This window comes from Rhizobium binxianense, from assembly GCF_028994275.1.
GTDB lineage: Bacteria > Pseudomonadota > Alphaproteobacteria > Rhizobiales > Rhizobiaceae > Rhizobium > Rhizobium binxianense.
This window is the reverse complement of the sequence record NZ_CP118713.1, coordinates 1,075,679-1,096,622: the sequence shown is the minus strand read 5'-3', so window position 1 is coordinate 1,096,622 and position 20,944 is coordinate 1,075,679. Positions and strand designations below refer to the sequence as shown.

Genomic DNA, 20,944 nt, shown 5'->3' with positions numbered 1-20,944 from the left:
CTTACTCCAAATTCTGGACCTGCTCGCGGAACTGGTCGATCACGACTTTCAACTCGATGCCGGCAGCGGTGACCGCCGAGGCATTCGACTTCGAGCAGATGGTATTCGATTCGCGGTTAAATTCCTGTGCAAGGAAATCCAACCGGCGGCCGGCCGGACCATCTTTCACCAAGAGATCGCGCGCTGCGGCGACATGCGCCTTCAGACGATCGATTTCCTCGCGCAGATCCGCCTTGGTCGCCAGCAATGCGGCTTCGGCATGCAGCCTGTCGCGGTCGAGCGCCGCCGTGCCGTCCATCAACATCGCAACCTGCGCGGCAAGCCGCGCAGCGATCTCCTGCGGCGAACGTGAGGGATCGGCCTCGATCGCTCGTGTCAGGCCTTCGATCGTCGTGACATGGTCGAGCAGGATGCGGGTCAGCGCCGACCCTTCCTGTTCCCGCATCGCTCTGAGATCGGAAAGCGCGGCGAGCAGGCCCGCAGCGATCTCGGCATCACGGGCGGCGAGCGCCTCCTCGCCATCCTCGCTTTCGCGGAATTCGACGATGCCGCGCACCAGAAGCAGCGTATCGAGCTTCAGCGGTGACGGGTCGATTGTTCCGTCCAGTTGCTCGCGCATGGCCAGCACGGCGGCGAGCGCCTGCCTGTTCAACACGGCCTCGAAGCGGTTCTCGTCGGCGGTGACGGATAGCGATGCCTGCAGGTTGCCGCGGCTGAAGCTTTCGCCGGCCAGGCGGCGGACCTCTGCCTCCATGCGTTCGAGGCCGGGTGGCAGGCGCAGCCGCAGGTCAAGGCCCTTGCCGTTGACCGAGCGCAATTCCCATGCCCAGCGCCAGCGGCCGCTCGTTCCCTCGCGTCGCGCAAAACCGGTCATGGACTGCAAAGCCATGCGAGCCTCCAGAAAGTATCAGTTGATTTTCTTTTTCTTCGGCGGCACGACGGTCGCGCCGCTATCGGCCGGCTGTTCTTCCGGCTGGCCGTCGACTGCGATGTTCGGGTCCGAGCCCTTGTCGGCCTCGAGCTTGCGCCAGCGCTTGACGTTGGCATTGTGCTCCTCGAGCGTCGCGGCGAAAACATGGCCACCGGTGCCGTCGGCAACGAAATAGAGATCCTGCGTCTTCCAGGGATTGGCGACGGCTTCCAGCGCATCCTTGCCAGGATTGGCGATCGGCGTCGGCGGCAGACCCTTGATGACATAGGTATTGTATGGTGTGTCGCGCTTCAGGTCCGACTGGTAGATCGGCCGGTCGGCCGGTTTGCCGTCGCCGCCGAAGAGACCGTAGATGATCGTCGGATCGGACTGCAGGCGCATGCCTTTGCCGAGCCGGTTGAGGAAAACGGAGGCGACATGAGCGCGCTCGTCGGCAACGCCGGTTTCCTTTTCGACGATCGAGGCAAGTGTGACGAATTCCTCCTTGGACCGCAACGGCAGCGAGGAGTCGCGCTTGTCCCAGATCTGATCGACGATTTTCTGCTGGGCCGCCGCCATCTGCTGGATGATTTCCGAGCGTTTGGTGCCGCGCGAGAACTTATAGGTATCCGGGCGCAGGCTGCCCTCGGGCGGAAGGGCGGCCGGCAGATCGCCCTCAAGCACCTTATCCTCCAGCATGCGGTTGAACATCTGGCGGACCGTCAGGCCCTCAGGGAAGGAAACCGAATAGAGAATGGATTTGCCCGATTTCAGAAGCTCCATGATATCGCTCATGGAGGCTCCGGCCTTGATCTCATATTCACCGGCCTTCAGGCTTTCACCGGCAGAAAGATGCGTTGCCGTGAGATAGCGGAAGATGCGGGCATCGCTGATGATCGCGTTGCGCTCGAGGTTCGAGGCGATTTCGGCCAGACCCGCGCCATTGCGGATGATGAAATTGGTGTTGGTCTGCAGCGGACCGGGGCTCCGATAGGTCGATGTGGCATAGTAGAAGCCGATAACGGCGACGACGCAGACCAGAACCGCCATCGTCATGATGAAGTTCAGGAAAAGAACGACCTGGCCGCGGGCTTTCTTGGAGCGTTTCGGCGGCTCCGGAACGCGCTCCGGACGCAGGGCTTCGCTCGGCGACTTCGGGATGATCGGTCCCTTCTGCGCCTGCCGGTCGTTCTCGCCTTGCGGGGTATCGTTGCTCTGGTTCGTCGTATCGCTCACCGGCAATCCTCTAAAACTTGACCCTCACTTCGCTATTTCGCGAAGCAATGCGGCAAAAGCAGGTTCTGCCGCCGTCCAACGGCGCCGTTGCCGGTCGTTATGCTCCCGCACGCCGTGCTACGCAACACAGAGAACCGGCCGTTGCGGCGTAAGGGACACACCCGTTACACCGCGCGCAGGGCTCTTATTGCGCGTAACGGCGCAGGACGAGCGATGCATTCGTGCCGCCGAATCCGAACGAGTTGGACAGCGCCACATTGATTTCTCGCTCACGCGCCTTGTGCGGAACAAGATCGATCGCCGTCTCACGCTCGGGATTGTCGAGATTGAGCGTCGGCGGCGCGACATTGTCGCGGATGGCGAGCGTGGTAAAGATCGCCTCGATCGCGCCGGCAGCGCCGAGAAGGTGTCCGGTCGCCGACTTGGTCGAGGACATGGAGATCTTCGACGCCGCGTTGCCGACCAGTCGCTCGACAGCGCCGAGTTCGATCGTGTCGGCCATGGTCGAGGTGCCGTGGGCGTTGATATAATCGATATCGGCCGGCGTCAGGCCGGCGCGCTTCAGCGCCATCGCCATGCAGCGGCCGGCGCCCTCGCCGTCATCGGAGGGCGCGGTGATGTGATAGGCATCACCCGACAGGCCGTAGCCGACGACTTCGGCATAGATCCTGGCGCCGCGCGCCTTGGCGTGTTCCAGTTCCTCGAGCACGACGATGCCGGCGCCCTCGCCCATGACGAAGCCGTCACGGTCGCGGTCATAGGGGCGCGACGCCTTCTGCGGGTCGTCGTTGTGCTGGGTCGACAGCGCCTTGCAGGCGGCAAAGCCGGCAAGCGAAATGCGGCTGACGGGAGATTCTGTGCCGCCGGCGACCATGACGTCGGCATCACCCAGCGCGATCAGCCGCGCGGCATCGCCGATCGCATGCGCGCCCGTCGAGCAGGCGGTGACGACCGAATGATTGGGGCCGCGCAGCTTGTGGCGGATCGAGACCTGGCCGGAGACCAGGTTGATCAGGCGGCCGGGAATGAAGAAGGGGGAGATGCGGCGCGGGCCCTTGTCGCGCAGGGTATAACCCGCCTCGACGATGCCTTCGATGCCGCCGATGCCGGAGCCGATCAACACGCCGGTGGCGATCTGCTCCTCATCGGTTTCGGGGTGCCAGCCGGCATCGGCAAGCGCCATGTCGGCGGCGGCCATGCCGTAGATGATGAAGGGATCGACCTTGCGCTGCTCTTTCGGCTCCATCCACTGATCGACATTGAAGGTGCCGTCGGTGCCGTCACCGACGGGAATACGGCAGGCGATCTTGGCGGGAAGGTCGTCGACTTCGAATTCGGTGACGAGGCGGGCGCCGTTCTGGCCGGCAAGCAGCCGGGACCAGGTCACCTCTGTTCCGCATCCCAAGGGTGATACCATGCCGGTACCGGTGATGACGACACGTCTCATCGCGTGCTTTCCCCCGTCTCTTATGTTCTATGGAGAAATATGCCGAAAAGAAAAGGGCGGACTCCAGGCCCGCCCTTTCTCAAAATTACAGGATCAGGCCTGGGCCTTCTCGATAAACTTCACGGCATCGCCGACCGTCAGGATCGAGTCGGCAGCGTCGTCAGGAATTTCAACGCCGAATTCTTCTTCGAAAGCCATGACAAGTTCGACCGTGTCGAGCGAGTCAGCGCCCAGATCGTCGATAAAGCTGGCGCTCTCGACGACCTTGTCGGCATCGACGCCAAGATGATCAATAACAATTTTCTTTACGCGTTCTGCGATATCGCTCATGTCGGTTTCCTCGACCTTATGTCCTGATCGGAATGCCGTTGCGGCACCCTTACCCTGTTTCAGCCTGCGATGTTTTCAGACATCCTCGGCAAACTCGTTTACCCGGCTTCAGAGATGTCCCAGGCTTGCAAAAAGCCCGCCGGTCCGTCTGCTTTCTCGGGACGACTGTTCACAGTCATGGCCCGCTTAACATGCTTTATGTCTGCCGCAAAGCCAGAAAATCAACGGTTCGTGATTGCTCAACATGCTATTGGCGGAATTATTCCCACGCCGACAGTTTGTCGTTTCAGATCATCGCCATGCCGCCGTTTACGTGCAGCGTCTGGCCTGTCATGTAAGCGGCCTCGGAAGAGGCAAGATAAGCGACCGCCGAAGCGACCTCGCCGCCCGTGCCCATGCGCTTCATCGGGATCGCTCCCATGATCGCTTCCTTCTGCTTGTCGTTCAGCTTGCCGGTCATGGCGCTCTCGATGAAGCCGGGCGCCACGCAGTTGACCGTCACGTTGCGGGTGGCGATTTCCTGCGCGAGCGACTTGGTGAAGCCGATCATGCCCGCCTTGGAGGCGCAGTAATTGGCCTGGCCCGGATTGCCGGTGACGCCGACGACGGAGGTGATGTTGATGATGCGGCCATAGCGGCGGCGCATCATCGGATGCGTCAATTCGCGCGTCAGGCGGAAGGTCGACGTCAGATTCACTTCGAGGACGGCGTCCCAATCCTCGTCGCTCATGCGCACGAACAAGCCGTCGCGGGTGATGCCGGCATTGTTGACGAGGATGTCGACGCCTTCGAGTTCGGCTTCGGCCTTCTGGCCGAGCGCCTTGACCTCGTCACGGTCGGAGAGGTTGGCCGGGAAAATCTTGACGCGCTCGCCGAGTTCGGCCGCCAGCGCTTCCAGCTTCTCGACGCGGGTGCCGTGCAGGCCGACGATGGCGCCCTGCTTATGAAGAAGGCGGGCGATTTCCTCGCCGATACCACCCGATGCGCCGGTGACGAGAGCCTTGCGGCCGGAAAGATCGAGCATGGAAACGTTCCTTATATCTGGAGATACCAATCAGGCCGTGAGGGCGGCAACAGTCGCGTCGATATCCGCCGGACCGTTGACGGAGATGCCGTTGATCGTCTTGTCGATGCGGCGGGCAAGGCCGGTCAGCACCTTGCCGGAGCCGAGTTCATAAAGCGTCGTCACGCCATTGCCGGCAAACCATTCCACCGTCTCGCGCCAGCGGACCTGACCGGTCACCTGCTCGACAAGGAGACGGGCGATCTCGTCGGCGCCGGTCACCGGGGCCGCGCGGACATTGGCGATGAGGGGCACGACGGGATCGGACTTGGCGACGGTTGCCAGTGCCGCGCGCATGGCCTCGGCCGCCGGCGCCATCAGCTTGGAATGGAAGGGAGCGGAAACCGGCAGCAGGATGGCGCGCTTGGCGCCCTTGTCGGTCGCAAGGCCGGCGGCCTTTTCGACGGCTGCCTTCTCGCCTGATATGACGATCTGGCCGCCGCCATTGTCGTTGGCGATCTGGCAGGCGCCGATGGCCGCCGCTGCCTCGCAGACGGCAATAACGTCGGCATGTTCGAGGCCGATGATCGCGGCCATGGCGCCGACGCCGACGGGGACGGCGGCCTGCATGGCATTGCCGCGAATGCGCAGGAGTCGCGCGGTATCGGCGAGCGAAAAGGTACCGGTGGCGCAGAGTGCCGAATATTCGCCGAGCGAGTGGCCGGCGACGTAGGCGACCTTGGACTTCAGATCCAGCCCTTTGGCTTCGAGCACGCGGACGACGGCGATCGAGACGGCCATCAACGCCGGCTGGGCGTTCGCCGTCAGGGTCAAGGTCTCCTCGGGACCATTGAACAAGACGTCCGAAAGCTTTTCACCGAGCGCCTCATCGACCTCGTCGAAAACGGCGCGGGCCTCGGCGAAATTCTCGGCCAAGTCCTTGCCCATGCCGACGGCCTGACTGCCCTGACCGGGAAAAGTGAAAGCGATGGTCATGCTCATGTCCCTGGCTCATGCCCCTGATTGCGCCCCTTGAGGCTGTTTTGCCTCCAATTGACATTCTTTCCGGCAGAGTCAAGTGGCGGCTCATTCTCCGCAAAGCCTTTCGCACGCGCACAAAAGCCAGGTTTTTGCTCTTGCGCTCTGCCAAATCGAGCCTAGATTTGCGCAGGCCCTCCCAAGCCTTCACCTCGCTCCCAAGGTTTTCTCATGAAGTACAATTCGCTAGGCCGCACCGACATTTCCGTTTCAGAGATTTGCCTGGGCACCATGACCTGGGGCTCGCAGAACAGCGAAACCGACGCGCATGCGCAGATGGATTACGCCGTCGAAAAGGGCGTCAATTTCTTCGATACCGCCGAACTCTACCCAACCACCCCGGTTTCGCCCGAAACACAGGGCTGGACTGAAGACTATATCGGCAGTTGGTTCAAGAAGACCGGCAAGCGTGGAGATGTCGTGCTCGCCACCAAGGTCGCCGGCCGCGGCCGCGACTATATACGCGGCGGCGAAGGCGCGGATGCAAAGAATATCCGCCTGGCGCTCGAGGCCAGCCTGACGCGGCTGAAGACCGAATACGTCGACCTCTACCAGATCCACTGGCCGAACCGCGGCCATTTCCATTTCCGCCAGAACTGGAGCTACAATCCCTTCAACCAGGATCGCGACAAGACCGTCGCCAATATGCTCGACATCCTGGAAACGCTCGGCGCGCTGGTGCAGGAAGGCAAGATCCGGGCGATCGGGCTTTCCAACGAAACCACCTGGGGCATCCAGAAATACCTGACGCTGTCCGAACAGAAAAGCCTGCCACGCGTTGCCAGCGTCCAGAACGAATACAATCTCCTCTACCGCCATTTCGACCTCGATCTCGCCGAACTCTCGCATCACGAGGATGTCGGGCTGCTCGCCTATTCGCCGCTCGCCGGCGGCATCCTGACCGGCAAATATGTCGATGGCGGCAGGCCGAAGGGTTCGCGCGGTTCGATCAACCACGATATCGGCGGCCGCCTGCAGCCGCTGCAGGAGCCGGCGACCAAAGCCTATCTGCAGATCGCGGCAACCTTCGGTCTCGACCCGGCGGCCATGGCGCTCGCCTTTTGCCTGTCCAGACCCTTCATGGCCTCCGCCATCATCGGCGCGACGTCGATGGAGCAGTTGAAAATCGATATCGGCGCGGCCGACCTGACGCTTTCGCAGGAGGTGCTGGCGGAGATCGCCAAGGTGCACCGGCAGTATCCGCTGACGCTGTGATCATATTGCCGTAACGCCCCCGACGCCAACCATCTGTTTGCGTCGGGTCCGATTGCGCTTGCCTTTGCCCAAAAAATCCGTATAAGCCGCCCTGTTCGTTAACCCGGTCTTCTGGCTGGTGGCTGAACGGAGGGCCGGTTTCCCCGTGGAAATCGTTCGGAACGGAAGCGTTCCAGCCTCCCGTGTCTCCGCTCTCGACCGTCTCGGAAAACGCTTTCTTGCCTGGGTCCGCCCAATCAGGAGCAGTCGTTGAGGCTTAGCCGCCGAATATCGGGTTGAACCAAACGCAAGAAAGGCAAAGCTGTCATGGCTCTTTATGAACATGTATTCCTTGCCCGGCAGGATATTTCCGCTCAGCAGGTCGATGCCCTCGTAGAACAGTACAAGGGTGTGATCGAAGCTAACGGCGGTAAGGTCGGGCGTATCGAGAACTGGGGCCTCAAGTCCCTCACCTATCGCATCAAGAAGAACCGCAAGGCGCACTACGCCCTGATGGACATCGATGCACCGGCTGCTGCCGTCCAGGAAATGGAACGTCAGATGCGCATCAGCGAAGACGTTCTTCGCTACATGACGATCGCCGTCGAGAAGCATGAAGAAGGTCCGTCTGCCATGATGCAGAAGCGCGACCGTGACGACCGTCCGCGCGAAGGCGGCCGTGGCCCGCGTGAAGGCGGCTTCGGCGATCGTGATCGTGGCCCGCGTCCGCCGCGTGAAGGTGGCTTCGGCGACCGTGACGACCGTCCGCGCCGTCCGCGCGAAGACCGTGTATAAGGGAGATCCGAGATATGTCTGAAACTTCCTCCGCTCCGGTCCGCCGCCCGTTCCATCGCCGCCGCAAGACCTGCCCGTTCTCCGGCGCCAACGCACCGCGGATCGACTACAAGGACGTACGCCTGCTGCAGCGCTACATTTCCGAGCGCGGCAAGATCGTTCCGTCCCGCATCACGGCCGTTTCCCAGAAGAAGCAGCGCGAACTCGCCCAGGCGATCAAGCGCGCCCGTTTCCTCGGCCTGCTGCCCTACGTCGTCGCCTGATCGGCTGACGTGACCACCAATGAGGGAAGGCATTCGTGCCTTCCCTTCTCCCTTCCGCGATGGGCGCGGATCGGAACTCTTAAAACCCATGTTGAGACGTTTCTGAATTCGATTCAGCAACATCCTCTAACTGCTTGATGAAGCAGGACAGCGACCTTGAAACGACCGAACCTTAGAACGCTGCTGATCGGCGCACTCGCCGGATTGACCGCCGCCCTGCTGGTGCTGGGCGCGAGCATGCAGCCGTCGTTTTTCAGCGCGCTGCTCTATACGGCCTCGGCCCTGCCGATCCTGATCGTCGGGCTCGGATGGGGCAATGCTGCCGCCGTTTCGGCCGTCGCTACCGCTGCGGCACTCGGCGCAATCTTCATCTCGCCTTCCTTCGCGCTGATCATGACGCTGGTGACGCTGCTGCCGGCCGGTTGGCTCAGCCACCTTGCCAATCTGGCGCGGCCCGCCTCCGAACTCGGCGGCCCCGACCATCTGCTTGCCTGGTATCCGCTCTCCGATATCCTGCTGCATCTCTGCGGCCTGGTGACGATCGCCGTCATCGTCATCGGCGTGATGATCAGCTACGGGCCCGAGATCACCGATCCGATCGTCGATCTGCTGATCACCTCGCTCAAGCAGCAGCAGCCGGAATTCATGCCAGATCCGACAGCGACCGCACAGACCAAATCGCTGATCCTGCTGATGCTGCCGGCTTTGCAGGGCGGCATGTGGGTCTCCATGCTGTTTGCCGCGTATTATTTCGCCGTGCGCATCGTTGCTGCGTCCGGCCGCGGCCTTCGCCCGCGCGAGGACATTCCCTCGTCGCTGCGCATGAACCGCAACTCGATCTTCATCTTCCTCGCCGGGCTTGCCGCCTGCTTCTTCGGCGGCGTTCCGGCACTGGTCGGGGCGACTGTGATCGGGACTTTCGGCGCCGGCTTCATGCTGTCCGGTTTCGCCTCGCTGCATTTCCGCACGCGCGGCAAGGACTGGCGCCTGCCGGCCCTCATCCTCAGCTACCTGGCCTCGATGCTCATGCTGCTGCCAGCTCTCCTCATCCTCGTTCTCGGTCTCAGCGATACGCGCAAGGCGATCGCGCTGACCCCGACGAAAGATGCTGATGCCCCCAAACAATCCGACACGAAAATCTGAGACACAAGAAAGGAAAAGGAAAATGGAAGTCATCCTCCTCGAACGCATCTCCAAGCTCGGCCAGATGGGCGAAACCGTAAAGGTTCGCGACGGCTTTGCCCGTAACTACCTGCTGCCGCTCGGCAAGGCGCTGCGCGCCAACGCCGCCAACAAGACCCGCTTCGAAGCCGAGCGCGCGACGCTCGAAGCCCGCAACCTCGAGCGCAAATCGGAAGCCCAGAAGGTCGCCGACGTTCTCGACGGCAAGTCCTTCATCGTCGTGCGTTCCGCCGGCGAAACCGGCCAGCTCTATGGCTCGGTTGCTGCCCGTGACGTCGTCGAGATCCTCGCCGCCGAAGGCTTCAACATCGGCCGCAACCAGGTCCACCTCAACACGCCGATCAAGGCGATCGGCCTGCACAAGGTCGAGCTGCAGCTGCATGCCGAAGTCGAAATCCACGTCGAGCTGAACGTTGCCCGTTCTGCCGAAGAGGCAGAGCGCCAGGCCAAGGGCGAAGAGCTCACCTCGGTCGACGCGATCTACGGCGTCGACGAAGACGCGCTGCGTCCTGAGGACTTCTTCGATCCGGAAGCCGACGGCGTCGACGAAGACGAAGCATAATTCTCGCCGGAGCAATCCACGAGAGGAAAGCCCGGCCACCGCGCCGGGCTTTTTCGTTGGGGATTCTACGGTTGTTTTGCTGCGAGTCTTATCGCATTGCGCTAAGATAAAGTTCTGTGAAACGGATAGACTGAGTCGGCCCCATACCGTGTCGTGCGGGTGACACTGCCAGTATTTCTCCTTTGTGACGCCCAGGACTGTGGAGAAGTCGAACAATGTGCACAGCGTTCAGGATTTAAGCGAAGCGAGCCCCCGCTCCTTTCGCAGCCTCTTGATTTTCGCGTCCGGAATTGCAAATCCGGAACTGGAAAAAGACAGAACGGATGATGATGAACGACGCCGCTCGAAAGATTGCAGCTGTTGCTCCGTCGGAGCAGCATTATCGCGAAGCACCCAACAATATCGAAGCCGAGCAAGCGCTTCTGGGTGCGATCCTGATGAACAACGACGCCTATTACCGGGTGTCGGACTTCCTGAAGCCGATCCATCTCTACGAACCGCTGCACCGGAAGATCTTCGAGGTTGCCGGCGATATCATCCGCATGGGCAAGATCGCCAATCCGGTGACGATCAAGACCTTCCTGAAGGCCGACGAGAAGGTCGGCGACATGACGGTTTCGCAATATCTGGCGAGCCTCGTCAGCAACGCCGTCACCGTCATCAATGCCGAGGATTACGGCCGGGCGATCTACGATCTGGCGCTGCGCCGGGCGCTGATCACCATCGGCGAGGATGTCGTCAACATCGCCTATGACGCGCCGCTCGACATGCCGCCGCAGTCGCAGATCGAGGATACCGAACGCCGCCTTTTCGAACTGGCGGAGAACGGCCGCTACGACGGCGGCTTCCAGGCTTTCAACGATGCGGTTGCGCTGGCGATCGACATGGCGGCCGTCGCCAAGGAGCGTGACGGCGGGCTTTCCGGCATTTCCACCGGCATCCATTCGCTGGATTCCAAAATGGGCGGCTTGCAGCGTTCGGACTTGATCGTGCTCGCCGGACGCCCGGGCATGGGCAAGACTTCGCTGGCCACCAACATCGCCTACAATATCGCCGCCGCCTACGAGGGCGAGGTCCAGTCGGACGGCAGCATGAAGGCCAAGAACGGCGGCGTCGTCGGCTTCTATTCGCTCGAAATGTCGTCCGAACAGCTCGCCACCCGTATCATCTCCGAGCAGACGGAAGTCTCCTCCTCGAAGATCCGCCGCGGCGACATCAACGATGCCGATTTCGAAAAGCTCGTCGCCTGCTCGATGATGATGCAGAAGGTGCCGCTCTATATCGACCAGACCGGCGGTATCTCGATCGCCCAGCTTTCGGCGCGCGCGCGCCGCCTCAAGCGCCAGCGCGGCCTCGACGTACTGGTGGTCGACTACGTGCAGCTGATGACCGGCTCGGGCAAGTCAAGCGACAACCGCGTGCAGGAAATCACCCAGATCACCACCGGCCTGAAGGCGCTCGGCAAGGAACTCAACGTTCCGATCATCGCGCTGTCGCAGCTCTCGCGTCAGGTCGAAAGCCGCGACGACAAACGGCCGCAGCTGTCCGACCTTCGCGAATCCGGCTCGATCGAGCAGGACGCCGACGTCGTGCTCTTCGTGTTCCGCGAGGAATATTACGTCAAGAACCAGGAGCCGCGCGACATTCACGATCCGAAATATCCGGAATGGGAAGCGCTGTTCGACAAGGTGAAAGGCACGGCCGACGTCATTATCGCCAAGCAGCGCCACGGACCGACCGGCACGGTGAAGCTCGCCTTCCAGGCGGAGTTCACCCGCTTTGCCGATCTCGCCGATCCCTCCTTCACCCAATATGAAGAGCATTGATCGTGGGCCAGTGCTGCAACGCAGCGGCCGGACTTTCCCCCGACACCTTTGACCTCTAGACTGGCCGGAGATTCCTTCTCCGGCCTCTTTTCGATGTGGATCATGAGCGAATTTTTCGACGCACCCGAAGACGACAATTTTGCCTCGGCAGGCCTGCGGCTGACCGTCGACCTGACCGCCTTGACCGAGAACTGGCGTGATATGGCGCGCCGCTCTGGTGCTGCGCGCACGTCTGCCGTCGTCAAGGCGGATGCCTATGGCATGGGTATCGAGGATGCCGGCGAAGCGCTCTATATGGCAGGCACCCGCGACTTCTTCGTTGCCACCGTCGACGAGGGCGTCACCCTTCGCCTCTATGCGCCCGAGGCGCGCATCTTCGTGCTGTCGGGCATATGGCCGGGCACCGAGCGACGCTTCTTCGACAATGATCTGGTGCCGGTGATTTCCTCCGACGAGCAGCTCGCCTTCTGGATGGCGGTGCTTGCCGATTACGGCGACTACCCCTGCGCGCTGCATGTCGATACCGGCTTCAATCGGCTGGGACTGCATATCGACGATGCGATCGCGCTCGCCGACGACGTCTCGCGGCCGGCGAGTTTCGCGCCGGTGCTGGTCATGAGCCACCTCGCCTGCGGCGACGATCCCAGCCATGCGATGAACCGGCGGCAGCTCGAATCATTCCACAGGGTTAGCGCCGCCTATGAAGGGATCGATTCAAGTCTTGCCGCCTCGGCCGGCATTTTTCTCGGCGAAGATTATCACTTCGACCTGACGCGGCCCGGCATCGCGCTTTATGGCGGCGAGGCAGTCAACGGCCTAGCGAACCCGATGCGGCCGGTCGCGACCGCGGAAGCGCGCATCATCCAGGTGCGCAGCGTCGAGGCCGGCGAGACCGTCAGTTACGGGCGGGCGCTGCAGCTTCGCCGCGACAGCCGGCTGGCGATCGCTTCGGCCGGCTATGCCGACGGCTATATGCGCAGCCAGTCGAGCGGCGGCGTGCCGCTGCGCCAGGTGGTGCCGCAAGGCGGACAAGGTTTCATCGCCGGACACAAGGTTCCGGTTGCCGGACGGATCACCATGGACCTGACGATCTTCGACATCACCGACCTGCCTGAGAATGCGGTGCGCGCCGGAGACTATGTCGAGCTGTTCGGCAAGAACATGGCCCTCGATGAGGTAGCGCGGGCGGCAGGCACGATCGGATACGAGATCCTGACCAGCATGGGGCTGCGCCACGAGCGGCGCTATGTCGCCGAGGAATAAGCTCCTCTCAGCGGCTGCTGAGCGCAAGCCGGACGCCGAGCGCCAGGAAAAGCGCGCCGAGGCCGCGATCCAGCCATAGCCCGATTTTCTGATTATGCCTGAGTGTGTCGGCAAGGCGTCCTCCGAGAAGGACGAGCGGCGGTTCGATGAAGGCAGCGACGACAATGATGAGCCCACCATGCAGCATGAGTTGGGCCCATGCCGGCCCTGCCCCTTCGACGACGAATTGCGGCAGGAAGGCCAGGAAGAATATCGCCACCTTCGGATTGAGCAGCGACACCAGAATTCCCTGCCGGTAGATCCTTGCGACCGGCATTTCTTCACCGGCAGCCTTTATCAATCCATTGCCGCCGCCGGCACGCAAGGCCTGGATACCCAGCCAGACGAGATAGGCGGCGCCGATCCACTTGACCGCGGAGAAGGCGACGGCGGAAGCGGCAAGCACGGCGGAGAGGCCGAGCGCTGCCATCAGCACGTGCAAGCAGGCGCCAGACCAGACGCCGAACAGCGCGGAAAAACCGGCACGCTTTCCACCTCTCATCGTATGACCGAGGATGAAGGCGATGTCAGGGCCGGGCGAGAGATTGAGCAAAACCGACGCCGACAGAAATGCAAACCAGTGCGCGAGCGAATAATCGAACATCTTCCACCGTTCCGGATGAGCAAAGGCAAAGGATAGACACGGCGCGCGCTGATGGGGAAATCATTAGTTTTGATCCGTCGCGATAGCCATTATCTCAAGCACCACAATGATTCGATGAAGCGGCGCGTCTGCTTGCCTCGGGAACCCGGACTGAAAGAGTAATCGATGGCCAAGGCCAGGACACAATTCATCTGCCAGAACTGCGGCACGGTTCATAACCGCTGGGCCGGCAAATGCGAAAACTGCGGCGAGTGGAACACTATCGTCGAAGAAGACCCGATGGGCGGGATCGGCTCCGGTCCCGGCAAGACGCCGAAAAAAGGCCGGCCGGTGACGCTGACGGCGCTGTCGGGCGAGATCGAGGAGGCGCCGCGTATTCATACCGCCATGTCGGAGCTCGACCGGGCGCTCGGCGGTGGTTTCGTGCGGGGGTCGGCAGTGCTGATCGGCGGCGATCCCGGCATCGGCAAATCGACGCTGCTGATGCAGGCGGCGGCGGCCCTTGCGCGACGCGGCCACAAGATCATCTACGTCTCCGGCGAAGAAGCCGTGGCGCAGGTCCGGCTGCGGGCGCAGCGCCTTGCGGCGGCCGATACCGACGTGATGCTGGCGGCCGAGACCAATGTCGAGGACATTCTGGCGACGCTCGCCGAGGGCAAAAGGCCTGATCTCGTCATCATCGATTCCATCCAGACGCTGTGGAGCGAACTGGCCGAATCCGCGCCGGGAACGGTGACGCAGGTGCGTACCGGCGTGCAGGCGATGATCCGTTTTGCCAAGCAGACCGGGGCTGCCATGGTGCTCGTCGGCCATGTGACCAAGGACGGGCAGATCGCCGGCCCGCGCGTCGTCGAGCACATGGTCGATGCCGTGCTCTATTTCGAAGGCGATCGCGGTCATCACTACCGCATCCTGCGCACGGTCAAGAACCGCTTCGGCCCGACCGACGAGATCGGCGTCTTCGAAATGTCCGACAAAGGCTTGCGCGAGGTCGCCAACCCCTCGGAGCTCTTCCTCGGCGAGCGCAACGAGAAATCGCCGGGCGCTGCCGTCTTTGCCGGCATGGAGGGCACGCGTCCAGTGCTCGTCGAGGTGCAGGCGCTGGTGGCGCCGACTTCACTCGGCACGCCCAGGCGCGCCGTCGTCGGCTGGGATTCGGCCCGGCTGTCGATGATCCTCGCGGTGCTCGAAGCCCATTGCGGCGTGCGGCTTGGCCAGCACGACGTCTACCTCAACGTTGCCGGCGGTTACCGCATCACCGAACCGGCGGCCGATCTGGCCGTCGCTTCGGCGCTCGTTTCCTCGCTTGCCGGTATTGCCCTTCCTGCAGATTGCGTCTATTTCGGCGAAGTCAGCCTGTCGGGCGCCATCCGGCCGGTTGCTCATACCGCCCAGCGCCTCAAGGAAGCCGAGAAGCTGGGTTTTTCCGCTGCACTGCTTCCGTCCGCCTCCGCTGAACTGCCGAAAGGTTCCGGCGGGCGCTGGAGCGAGGTCGAAAGCCTGCCGGATCTGGTCGCGCGCATCGCCGGGTCGAAGGGAGCGCTGCGTGTGGAAGACGAGGTTTGATCCTTTCATTGCCAAGATTGGTGATGATATAGGAGGCACACGATAAGGCACGACACGGCCGCCAAGCGGCAGTCCTGGAGTTGAAATTACATGCCCATTACGATTTTCGACGGTATTGTCATCGGCGTCGTGCTCTTCTCCGCCGTGCTGGCGATGGTCCGCGGCTTCTCGCGCGAGATCCTCTCGATCGCGAGCTGGGGCGGTTCGGCGGCGGCGGCCTACTATCTCTATCCCTACCTGCTGCCCTATGCGAAGAAATACACCGATGACGATCGCATCGCGATCGTCGGCTCGGCAGCGGTCGTCTTCCTGATCGCGCTCATCGTCATCTCCTTCATCACGATGAAGATCGCCGATTTCATCATCGACAGCCGCGTCGGCGCGCTCGACCGCACACTCGGCTTCCTGTTCGGGGCAGCGCGCGGCGTGCTGCTGCTCGTCGTCGCCGTCGCCTTCTGGAACTGGCTGGTCGATGTCGACCACCGCCCGGCCTGGGTCAACGACGCGAAGTCGAAGCCCTTCCTGGATTCGATGGTCGTGAAGCTGAAATCGGTTCTGCCGGAGCAATTTGCCCAGATGATACCGGCGAGCATCCGTGATAAGCTTCAGCCGCAGGCACAGGGCACGGAAGGTACCAATCCGCCGACGGGCGACCAGGCTCCGGCGGAAGACGCACCGACCGCGCCTGCACAGCAGCCGGCGAATTGACACAGTGTTCAAGAGCTTGACCCGCCTTAAGGCAATTGCCATTTGAGCGGGACGAAATGAGGGGTCCGGCCGGGCAGTCCAGCTCCGCCGGGCTTCAGTTATTTCTGGAAATGCCGATCCATTCTTGTGAGAGCAGAGGCCCGCAGAAATGAACCAGTCCCATGCCATCCCGACCGACGATCCGCTCGACGGAGATACGCTGCATGAAGAATGCGGGGTTTTCGGAATTTTGGGACATCCCGATGCCGCGGCCCTCACCGCTCTTGGCCTGCATGCGCTTCAGCATCGTGGGCAGGAAGCGGCCGGCATCGTGTCCTTCGACGGCAAGCGCTTTTATCAAGAGCGCCATATGGGCCTCGTCGGCGACCATTATACCAATCCGATGACGCTCGCCCGCCTGCCCGGCAGCATGTCGATCGGTCATACGCGCTACTCGACAACGGGCGAAGTGGCCATGCGCAACGTGCAGCCGCTCTTTGCTGAACTGGAAGAAGGCGGCATCGCCATTGCCCATAACGGCAATTTCACCAACGGCCTGACGCTGCGCCGCCAGATCATCGCCACCGGCGCCATCTGTCAGTCGACCTCCGATACCGAAGTCGTCCTCCACCTCATCGCCCGTTCCCGCCACGCTTCGACATCCGACCGCTTCATCGACGCCATTCGCCAGATGGAAGGCGGCTATTCGATGCTCGCCATGACGCGCACCAAGCTGATTGCCGCGCGCGATCCCACCGGCATCCGCCCGCTTGTCATGGGCGAACTCGACGGCAAGCCGATCTTCTGCTCGGAAACCTGCGCGCTCGACATCATCGGCGCCAAGTTCATCCGCGACGTTGAGAACGGCGAAGTCGTCATCTGCGAAATCCAGCCTGACGGCTCGATCAGCATCGATGCACGCAAGCCCAGCAAGCCGCAGCCGGAGCGCCTCTGCCTGTTCGAATATGTCTATTTCGCCCGACCGGACTCGGTCGTCGGCGGCCGCAATGTCTATACCACCCGCAAGAACATGGGCATGAACCTCGCCAAGGAATCGCCCGTCGATGCCGACGTGATCGTGCCGGTGCCGGATGGCGGCACGCCTGCGGCTCTCGGCTATGCCCAGCAGAGCGGCATTCCCTTCGAATACGGCATCATCCGCAACCATTATGTCGGGCGCACCTTCATTGAGCCGACGCAGCAGATCCGCGCCTTCGGCGTGAAGCTGAAGCATTCCGCCAACCGCGCAATGATCGAAGGCAAGCGCGTGGTGCTGGTGGACGATTCCATCGTGCGCGGCACGACCTCTCTCAAGATCGTCCAGATGATCCGTGAAGCCGGTGCACGCGAAGTTCATGTCCGTGTCGCAAGCCCGATGATCTTCTTCCCGGATTTCTACGGCATCGATACGCCCGATGCCGAAAAGCTGCTGGCGAACCAGTATGCCGATGTCGAAGCCATGGCCAAATATATCGGCGCGGATTCGCTTGCTTTCCTGTCGATCAACGGCCTCTATCGCGCCGTCGGCGGTGAGGATCGCAACCCGGCCCGGCCGCAGTTCACCGATCACTATTTCACCGGTGACTATCCGACCCGCCTCCTCGATAAGAACGGCGAGTCCATGGGCAACAAGCTTTCGATGCTTGCCAGCAACGGCTGATACGGGCCGGCTTTCCCATCATCCATCCGGAGGGGTTCACCGCACCCCTCTCCCTTCGTCGGGGAATATGACATCATGAACATCAATCTTGAGGGCAAGATCGCACTCGTCACCGGTGCGTCGCGCGGCATCGGCTATTTCACGGCACTGGAACTTGCCAAAGCGGGCGCCCATGTGATTGCCTGCGCCCGCACGGTCGGCGGGCTCGAGGATCTCGACGATGCGATCAAGGCCGTCGGCGGCACGGCGACGCTGGTGCCCTTCGACCTTGCCGACATGAATGCGATCGACGCGCTCGGCGGCTCGATCTTCGAGCGCTGGGGCAGGCTCGACATCCTGGTCGCCAATGCGGGCGTGCTCGGGGTGATTTCGCCGATCGGCCATATCGAAGCGAAGGTGTTCGAAAAGGTGATGACCATCAACGTCACCGCGACATGGCGGCTGATCCGCTCGGTCGATCCGCTGCTCGCCCGTTCCGATGCCGGCCGCGCCGTCATCCTGTCTTCGGGTGCCGCGCATAAATGCCGTCCCTTCTGGGGCGCATACTCCGCGTCCAAGGCCGCCGTCGAGGCGCTGGCGCGCACCTGGGCCGGCGAGAGCCAGTCGACGGCGCTGCGCATCACCAGCGTCGATCCCGGCGCGACCCGCACCGCCATGCGGGCACAGGCCGTGCCCGGCGAAGATCCGCAGACGCTGCCGCATCCATCCGAGGTGGCGAAGGCGATCCTGCCGCTGCTCGGTCCCGGAGTGACCGAGACGGGCAAGCTGTTCATCGTGCGGGAGAACAAGCTGGTGGACTACCGCTTGCCGGAATAAGCCGCAACTCTCACTTCGCTGCAACGGCTGGGAACAGGTGCGCCAGGTCCGTTTCCGACGGGCATAGTGCATTGAGGTCCACCGGTCCCCGGATGCCGTCCAAGGTGCCGTTATCGGCAAATTGCCAGATCGACCAGCGACCGCATCCCTCGTGGCTCGGCTCCTTGAACACGCTTCGCAGCCAGAGATAGTGGTCGGGGAAGCGGGATTCATTGCCTTTCAGATACTGATCGAAGAACTCCTGCGTGACGTAGAAAATCGGCTTTTCCGGAAAGGTGCCTTTCAGCTCGGTGAAGAAGGCGTTCACCTCCGTCGCCATTTCCTCGAGCGTCGGGACCTTGTTGCAATTGCCGACAAACTCCAGGTCGACGGCGATGGGCAGGGTTCCCGGCTCCTTCGGCACGGTCGCCAGGACATTCTGCGCCTGATCCCTGCCCGGGCGGCAGAAGGTGAAGAAATGATAAGCGCCCCTGACCACTCCGGCGTCTCCGGCGCGCTGCCAGTTGTCGGCGAACCGGGAATCCTTGTGGTCGCCGCCTTCGGTCGCCTTCATGATCGCAAAACGCACGTTCGGCTGCGCGGCAACGGTCTTCCAATCGATGTCGCCCTGGTGATGGCTGACATCGATGCCTTGGATCGGATGGGTAGACAAAGATGGATTGTTGAAACGAAGCATGCCGAAATCGTATGCGAAATAAGCGGCGGATGCGACCATCAGAATTGCAGTCGCTCCGATCGTTCCCCAGACCAAGCTTCTCACTCATTCCCCCTATTTTCAACAGCCTGCCAATTGGCTATTCGCGATTTGTGCCGTGAAAATGGCGGACGAGTCTCGGCGTGCGCACCCGTGTCTTCGCCGGACGCTCGCCCTTGCAATCGAGTCACCGGATATGTCGCTCCGGTTGCCGCCGGATCGCTCCTCGTCCCTCTTGACCAAATGCCATTCCCACGCCATAAATCGCGCCATGAAAACGGTTACCTGCATTATCTGCCGGAAGATTATTCGCTAGCGCGAGCGCTGGCCCGGCCGTTTTCGTCTCCCAGATAGTCAAGATGCGAAACGCCCCGGTCCGCCGGTCGCACTATTTTTCTGATCGTGCCTTTGGGAGAGTGGAATGGACGCGACGCCGGAACTGAAGCTGTACAACACGCTGACGCGGGAAAAATCGGTGTTTGCGCCGATCGATCCCGACAATGTCCGCATGTATGTCTGCGGCCCGACCGTCTATGACTTCGCCCATATCGGCAATGCCCGGCCGGTCATCGTCTTCGACGTGCTGTTCCGGCTGCTGCGCCATATCTATGGCGCAGATCACGTCACCTATGCCCGCAACATCACTGACGTCGACGACAAGATCAATGCGCGGGCGCTGAGAGATCATCCGGGCCTGCCGCTCAATGAGGCAATCCGGGCGGTCACCGAAAAGACCGAGACGCAGTTTCACGCCGATGTCGCCGAACTCGGCTGCCTGGAGCCTGACGTCGAGCCGCGCGCCACCGACAATATCGCTGAGATGACCGAGATCATCGAGAAGCTGATCGGCAACGGCCATGCCTATGTCGCAGCGGGCGAAGTGCTGTTCGACACCAAATCCATGGCGGATTACGGCCAGCTTTCGAAGCGCCCGCTCGACGAACAGCAGGCCGGCGCCCGCGTCGCCGTCGATGCGCACAAGAAGAACCCGGGCGATTTCGTGCTCTGGAAATTGTCTGGCCATAACGAACCCGGCTGGGAGAGCCCGTGGGGCCGCGGCCGGCCCGGCTGGCACATCGAATGCTCGGCGATGAGCCGGCGTTATCTCGGCGATGTCTTCGACATTCACGGCGGCGGGCTGGACCTGATCTTCCCGCATCATGAAAACGAGATCGCCCAGTCGCGCTGCGCCCATGGGACCGAGGTGATGGCGAATGTCTGGATGCACAACGGCTTCGTGCAGGTCGAAGGCCGCAAGATGTCGAAATCCGAAGGCAATTTCGTCACCATCCACGATCTGCTGCACACGCAGATTTTCGGCGGGCGGAAATGGCCGGGGGAAGTGCTGCGGCTGGCGATGCTGATGACGCATTACCGCGAGCCGATCGATTTCTCGATCAAGCGGCTGGAAGAGGCCGAACGGCTGCTCGCCAAATGGCCGGCAACAGATGCCGGCGATGCCGCACCTGACGACGGCGTGCTGAAGGCACTGGCCGACGACCTCAACACGGTGGCGGCGGTGCAGGCATTGCATGCGCTGGCGCAGGCCGCTCATACGGATCCCGCCGCCGGCGCCACCTTTGCCGCAACGGCCGACCTTCTGGGCCTGTTGCCGAAAAAGACGGAGATCGACGAAGCCGTGGCGGCGGCGGTCGATGCGCTGGTCGCCATGCGCCTCGAAATGCTGAAGGCGAAGAATTTTGCCGAGGCCGACAAGATCCGCGAGGAACTAACGGCAAAAGGCATCCAGTTGAAGGACGGCAAGGATGCGGCGACCGGCGAGCGGGTGACGACGTGGGAGGTGAAGCGGTGAGCGCAGCGTGTTGGGA

General features: G+C 62.2%; 20 protein-coding genes. 12 read left to right on the top strand and 8 right to left on the bottom strand.

Annotation, left to right across the window (positions count from 1 at the left end; all coding sequences use genetic code 11):
• Position 1 precedes the first annotated feature (1 nt).
• From PO860_RS05475 to fabD, 6 genes are all read right to left on the bottom strand, one after another.
• Entirely contained in the window at positions 2 to 889 is an 888-nt protein-coding gene (locus tag PO860_RS05475) for a YicC/YloC family endoribonuclease (protein WP_183606378.1), read from the bottom strand.
• Between the two features lie 18 nt (positions 890 to 907).
• Positions 908 to 2,146 carry an endolytic transglycosylase MltG gene (gene mltG, locus PO860_RS05470; RefSeq protein WP_183606377.1) on the bottom strand — a complete coding sequence of 413 codons (1,239 nt, stop codon included), beginning with the start codon at positions 2,144 to 2,146 and terminating at the stop codon, positions 908 to 910.
• Between the two features lie 184 nt (positions 2,147 to 2,330).
• Positions 2,331 to 3,593, bottom strand: coding sequence for a beta-ketoacyl-ACP synthase II (gene fabF / locus PO860_RS05465; RefSeq protein WP_183606376.1), 1,263 nt, complete (start codon positions 3,591 to 3,593; stop codon positions 2,331 to 2,333).
• Positions 3,594 to 3,686: 93 nt separating this feature from the next.
• A complete protein-coding gene (locus PO860_RS05460; RefSeq protein ID WP_003547058.1) occupies positions 3,687 to 3,923 on the bottom strand; it encodes an acyl carrier protein in 237 nt (78 codons plus the stop codon).
• Positions 3,924 to 4,209: 286 nt separating this feature from the next.
• Positions 4,210 to 4,947: a 3-oxoacyl-[acyl-carrier-protein] reductase gene (gene fabG / locus PO860_RS05455; RefSeq protein ID WP_039618906.1), complete on the bottom strand. Its 738-nt coding sequence runs from the start codon at positions 4,945 to 4,947 to the stop codon at positions 4,210 to 4,212.
• 30 nt (positions 4,948 to 4,977) lie between these two features.
• On the bottom strand, positions 4,978 to 5,922 hold the full coding sequence (gene fabD / locus PO860_RS05450; RefSeq protein WP_275034893.1) for an ACP S-malonyltransferase: 945 nt from the start codon (positions 5,920 to 5,922) through the stop codon (positions 4,978 to 4,980).
• A gap of 213 nt (positions 5,923 to 6,135) precedes the next feature.
• Here fabD and PO860_RS05445 point away from each other — a divergent pair, with 213 nt between their 5' ends.
• The 7 genes from PO860_RS05445 to alr all read left to right on the top strand — a co-directional run bounded on the left by PO860_RS05445 (position 6,136) and on the right by alr (position 13,049).
• A complete protein-coding gene (locus PO860_RS05445; protein WP_275034891.1) occupies positions 6,136 to 7,179 on the top strand; it encodes an aldo/keto reductase in 1,044 nt (347 codons plus the stop codon).
• A gap of 306 nt (positions 7,180 to 7,485) precedes the next feature.
• Positions 7,486 to 7,953 (top strand): 30S ribosomal protein S6, encoded by a 468-nt coding sequence (gene rpsF / locus PO860_RS05440; protein WP_003547040.1) that lies wholly within the window; start codon positions 7,486 to 7,488, stop codon positions 7,951 to 7,953.
• Positions 7,954 to 7,967: 14 nt separating this feature from the next.
• Positions 7,968 to 8,216, top strand: a complete 249-nt coding sequence (gene rpsR, locus PO860_RS05435; RefSeq protein ID WP_003547038.1) for a 30S ribosomal protein S18 — start codon at positions 7,968 to 7,970, stop codon at positions 8,214 to 8,216.
• Positions 8,217 to 8,372: 156 nt separating this feature from the next.
• Positions 8,373 to 9,359: a DUF2232 domain-containing protein gene (locus PO860_RS05430; protein WP_183606373.1), complete on the top strand. Its 987-nt coding sequence runs from the start codon at positions 8,373 to 8,375 to the stop codon at positions 9,357 to 9,359.
• Between the two features lie 22 nt (positions 9,360 to 9,381).
• The gene (gene rplI, locus PO860_RS05425) at positions 9,382 to 9,960 is read left to right on the top strand and encodes a 50S ribosomal protein L9 (protein ID WP_049733920.1); all 579 of its coding nucleotides are present in this window, start codon (positions 9,382 to 9,384) and stop codon (positions 9,958 to 9,960) included.
• Positions 9,961 to 10,289: 329 nt separating this feature from the next.
• A complete protein-coding gene (locus PO860_RS05420; RefSeq protein ID WP_183606671.1) occupies positions 10,290 to 11,786 on the top strand; it encodes a replicative DNA helicase in 1,497 nt (498 codons plus the stop codon).
• A gap of 93 nt (positions 11,787 to 11,879) precedes the next feature.
• Positions 11,880 to 13,049: an alanine racemase gene (gene alr / locus PO860_RS05415; protein WP_183606670.1), complete on the top strand. Its 1,170-nt coding sequence runs from the start codon at positions 11,880 to 11,882 to the stop codon at positions 13,047 to 13,049.
• Positions 13,050 to 13,056: 7 nt separating this feature from the next.
• Here the strand turns inward: alr and PO860_RS05410 are convergent, their stop codons facing one another.
• Positions 13,057 to 13,692, bottom strand: a complete 636-nt coding sequence (locus PO860_RS05410) for a LysE family translocator (protein ID WP_273880612.1) — start codon at positions 13,690 to 13,692, stop codon at positions 13,057 to 13,059.
• Positions 13,693 to 13,857: 165 nt separating this feature from the next.
• Between PO860_RS05410 and radA the strand changes: the two genes are divergently transcribed.
• The 4 genes from radA (at position 13,858) to PO860_RS05390 (ending at position 18,421) form a co-directional block, all read left to right on the top strand.
• A complete protein-coding gene (gene radA / locus PO860_RS05405) occupies positions 13,858 to 15,258 on the top strand; it encodes a DNA repair protein RadA (protein WP_003578327.1) in 1,401 nt (466 codons plus the stop codon).
• A gap of 90 nt (positions 15,259 to 15,348) precedes the next feature.
• A complete protein-coding gene (locus PO860_RS05400; RefSeq protein ID WP_183606370.1) occupies positions 15,349 to 15,966 on the top strand; it encodes a CvpA family protein in 618 nt (205 codons plus the stop codon).
• A gap of 148 nt (positions 15,967 to 16,114) precedes the next feature.
• A complete protein-coding gene (gene purF / locus PO860_RS05395) occupies positions 16,115 to 17,605 on the top strand; it encodes an amidophosphoribosyltransferase (protein ID WP_183606369.1) in 1,491 nt (496 codons plus the stop codon).
• Between the two features lie 75 nt (positions 17,606 to 17,680).
• Positions 17,681 to 18,421 carry an SDR family NAD(P)-dependent oxidoreductase gene (locus PO860_RS05390; RefSeq protein WP_183606368.1) on the top strand — a complete coding sequence of 247 codons (741 nt, stop codon included), beginning with the start codon at positions 17,681 to 17,683 and terminating at the stop codon, positions 18,419 to 18,421.
• 10 nt (positions 18,422 to 18,431) lie between these two features.
• On the opposite strand, the gene PO860_RS05385 is transcribed toward PO860_RS05390, so the two are convergent.
• Positions 18,432 to 19,136 (bottom strand): glycoside hydrolase family 25 protein, encoded by a 705-nt coding sequence (locus tag PO860_RS05385; protein WP_183606669.1) that lies wholly within the window; start codon positions 19,134 to 19,136, stop codon positions 18,432 to 18,434.
• Between the two features lie 400 nt (positions 19,137 to 19,536).
• Between PO860_RS05385 and cysS the strand changes: the two genes are divergently transcribed.
• Entirely contained in the window at positions 19,537 to 20,928 is a 1,392-nt protein-coding gene (gene cysS, locus PO860_RS05380; RefSeq protein WP_183606367.1) for a cysteine--tRNA ligase, read from the top strand.
• The last annotated feature ends 16 nt before the right edge of the window (positions 20,929 to 20,944 follow it).

Excerpts from the sequence above, each read along its gene's own strand:
- PO860_RS05475 (WP_183606378.1), bottom strand. The coding sequence starts at position 889 with ATGGCTTTGCAGTCCATGACCGGTTTTGCGCGACGCGAGGGAACGAGC.
- fabF (WP_183606376.1), bottom strand. The coding sequence starts at position 3,593 with ATGAGACGTGTCGTCATCACCGGTACCGGCATGGTATCACCCTTGGGA.
- PO860_RS05460 (WP_003547058.1), bottom strand. The coding sequence starts at position 3,923 with ATGAGCGATATCGCAGAACGCGTAAAGAAAATTGTTATTGATCATCTT.
- fabG (WP_039618906.1), bottom strand. The coding sequence starts at position 4,947 with ATGCTCGATCTTTCCGGCCGCAAGGCTCTCGTCACCGGCGCATCGGGT.
- fabD (WP_275034893.1), bottom strand. The coding sequence starts at position 5,922 with ATGACCATCGCTTTCACTTTTCCCGGTCAGGGCAGTCAGGCCGTCGGC.
- PO860_RS05445 (WP_275034891.1), top strand. The coding sequence starts at position 6,136 with ATGAAGTACAATTCGCTAGGCCGCACCGACATTTCCGTTTCAGAGATT.
- rpsF (WP_003547040.1), top strand. The coding sequence starts at position 7,486 with ATGGCTCTTTATGAACATGTATTCCTTGCCCGGCAGGATATTTCCGCT.
- rpsR (WP_003547038.1), top strand. The coding sequence starts at position 7,968 with ATGTCTGAAACTTCCTCCGCTCCGGTCCGCCGCCCGTTCCATCGCCGC.
- rplI (WP_049733920.1), top strand. The coding sequence starts at position 9,382 with ATGGAAGTCATCCTCCTCGAACGCATCTCCAAGCTCGGCCAGATGGGC.
- PO860_RS05420 (WP_183606671.1), top strand. The coding sequence starts at position 10,290 with ATGAACGACGCCGCTCGAAAGATTGCAGCTGTTGCTCCGTCGGAGCAG.
- alr (WP_183606670.1), top strand. The coding sequence starts at position 11,880 with ATGTGGATCATGAGCGAATTTTTCGACGCACCCGAAGACGACAATTTT.
- PO860_RS05410 (WP_273880612.1), bottom strand. The coding sequence starts at position 13,692 with ATGTTCGATTATTCGCTCGCGCACTGGTTTGCATTTCTGTCGGCGTCG.
- radA (WP_003578327.1), top strand. The coding sequence starts at position 13,858 with ATGGCCAAGGCCAGGACACAATTCATCTGCCAGAACTGCGGCACGGTT.
- PO860_RS05400 (WP_183606370.1), top strand. The coding sequence starts at position 15,349 with ATGCCCATTACGATTTTCGACGGTATTGTCATCGGCGTCGTGCTCTTC.
- purF (WP_183606369.1), top strand. The coding sequence starts at position 16,115 with ATGAACCAGTCCCATGCCATCCCGACCGACGATCCGCTCGACGGAGAT.
- PO860_RS05390 (WP_183606368.1), top strand. The coding sequence starts at position 17,681 with ATGAACATCAATCTTGAGGGCAAGATCGCACTCGTCACCGGTGCGTCG.
- PO860_RS05385 (WP_183606669.1), bottom strand. The coding sequence starts at position 19,136 with ATGGTCGCATCCGCCGCTTATTTCGCATACGATTTCGGCATGCTTCGT.
- cysS (WP_183606367.1), top strand. The coding sequence starts at position 19,537 with ATGGACGCGACGCCGGAACTGAAGCTGTACAACACGCTGACGCGGGAA.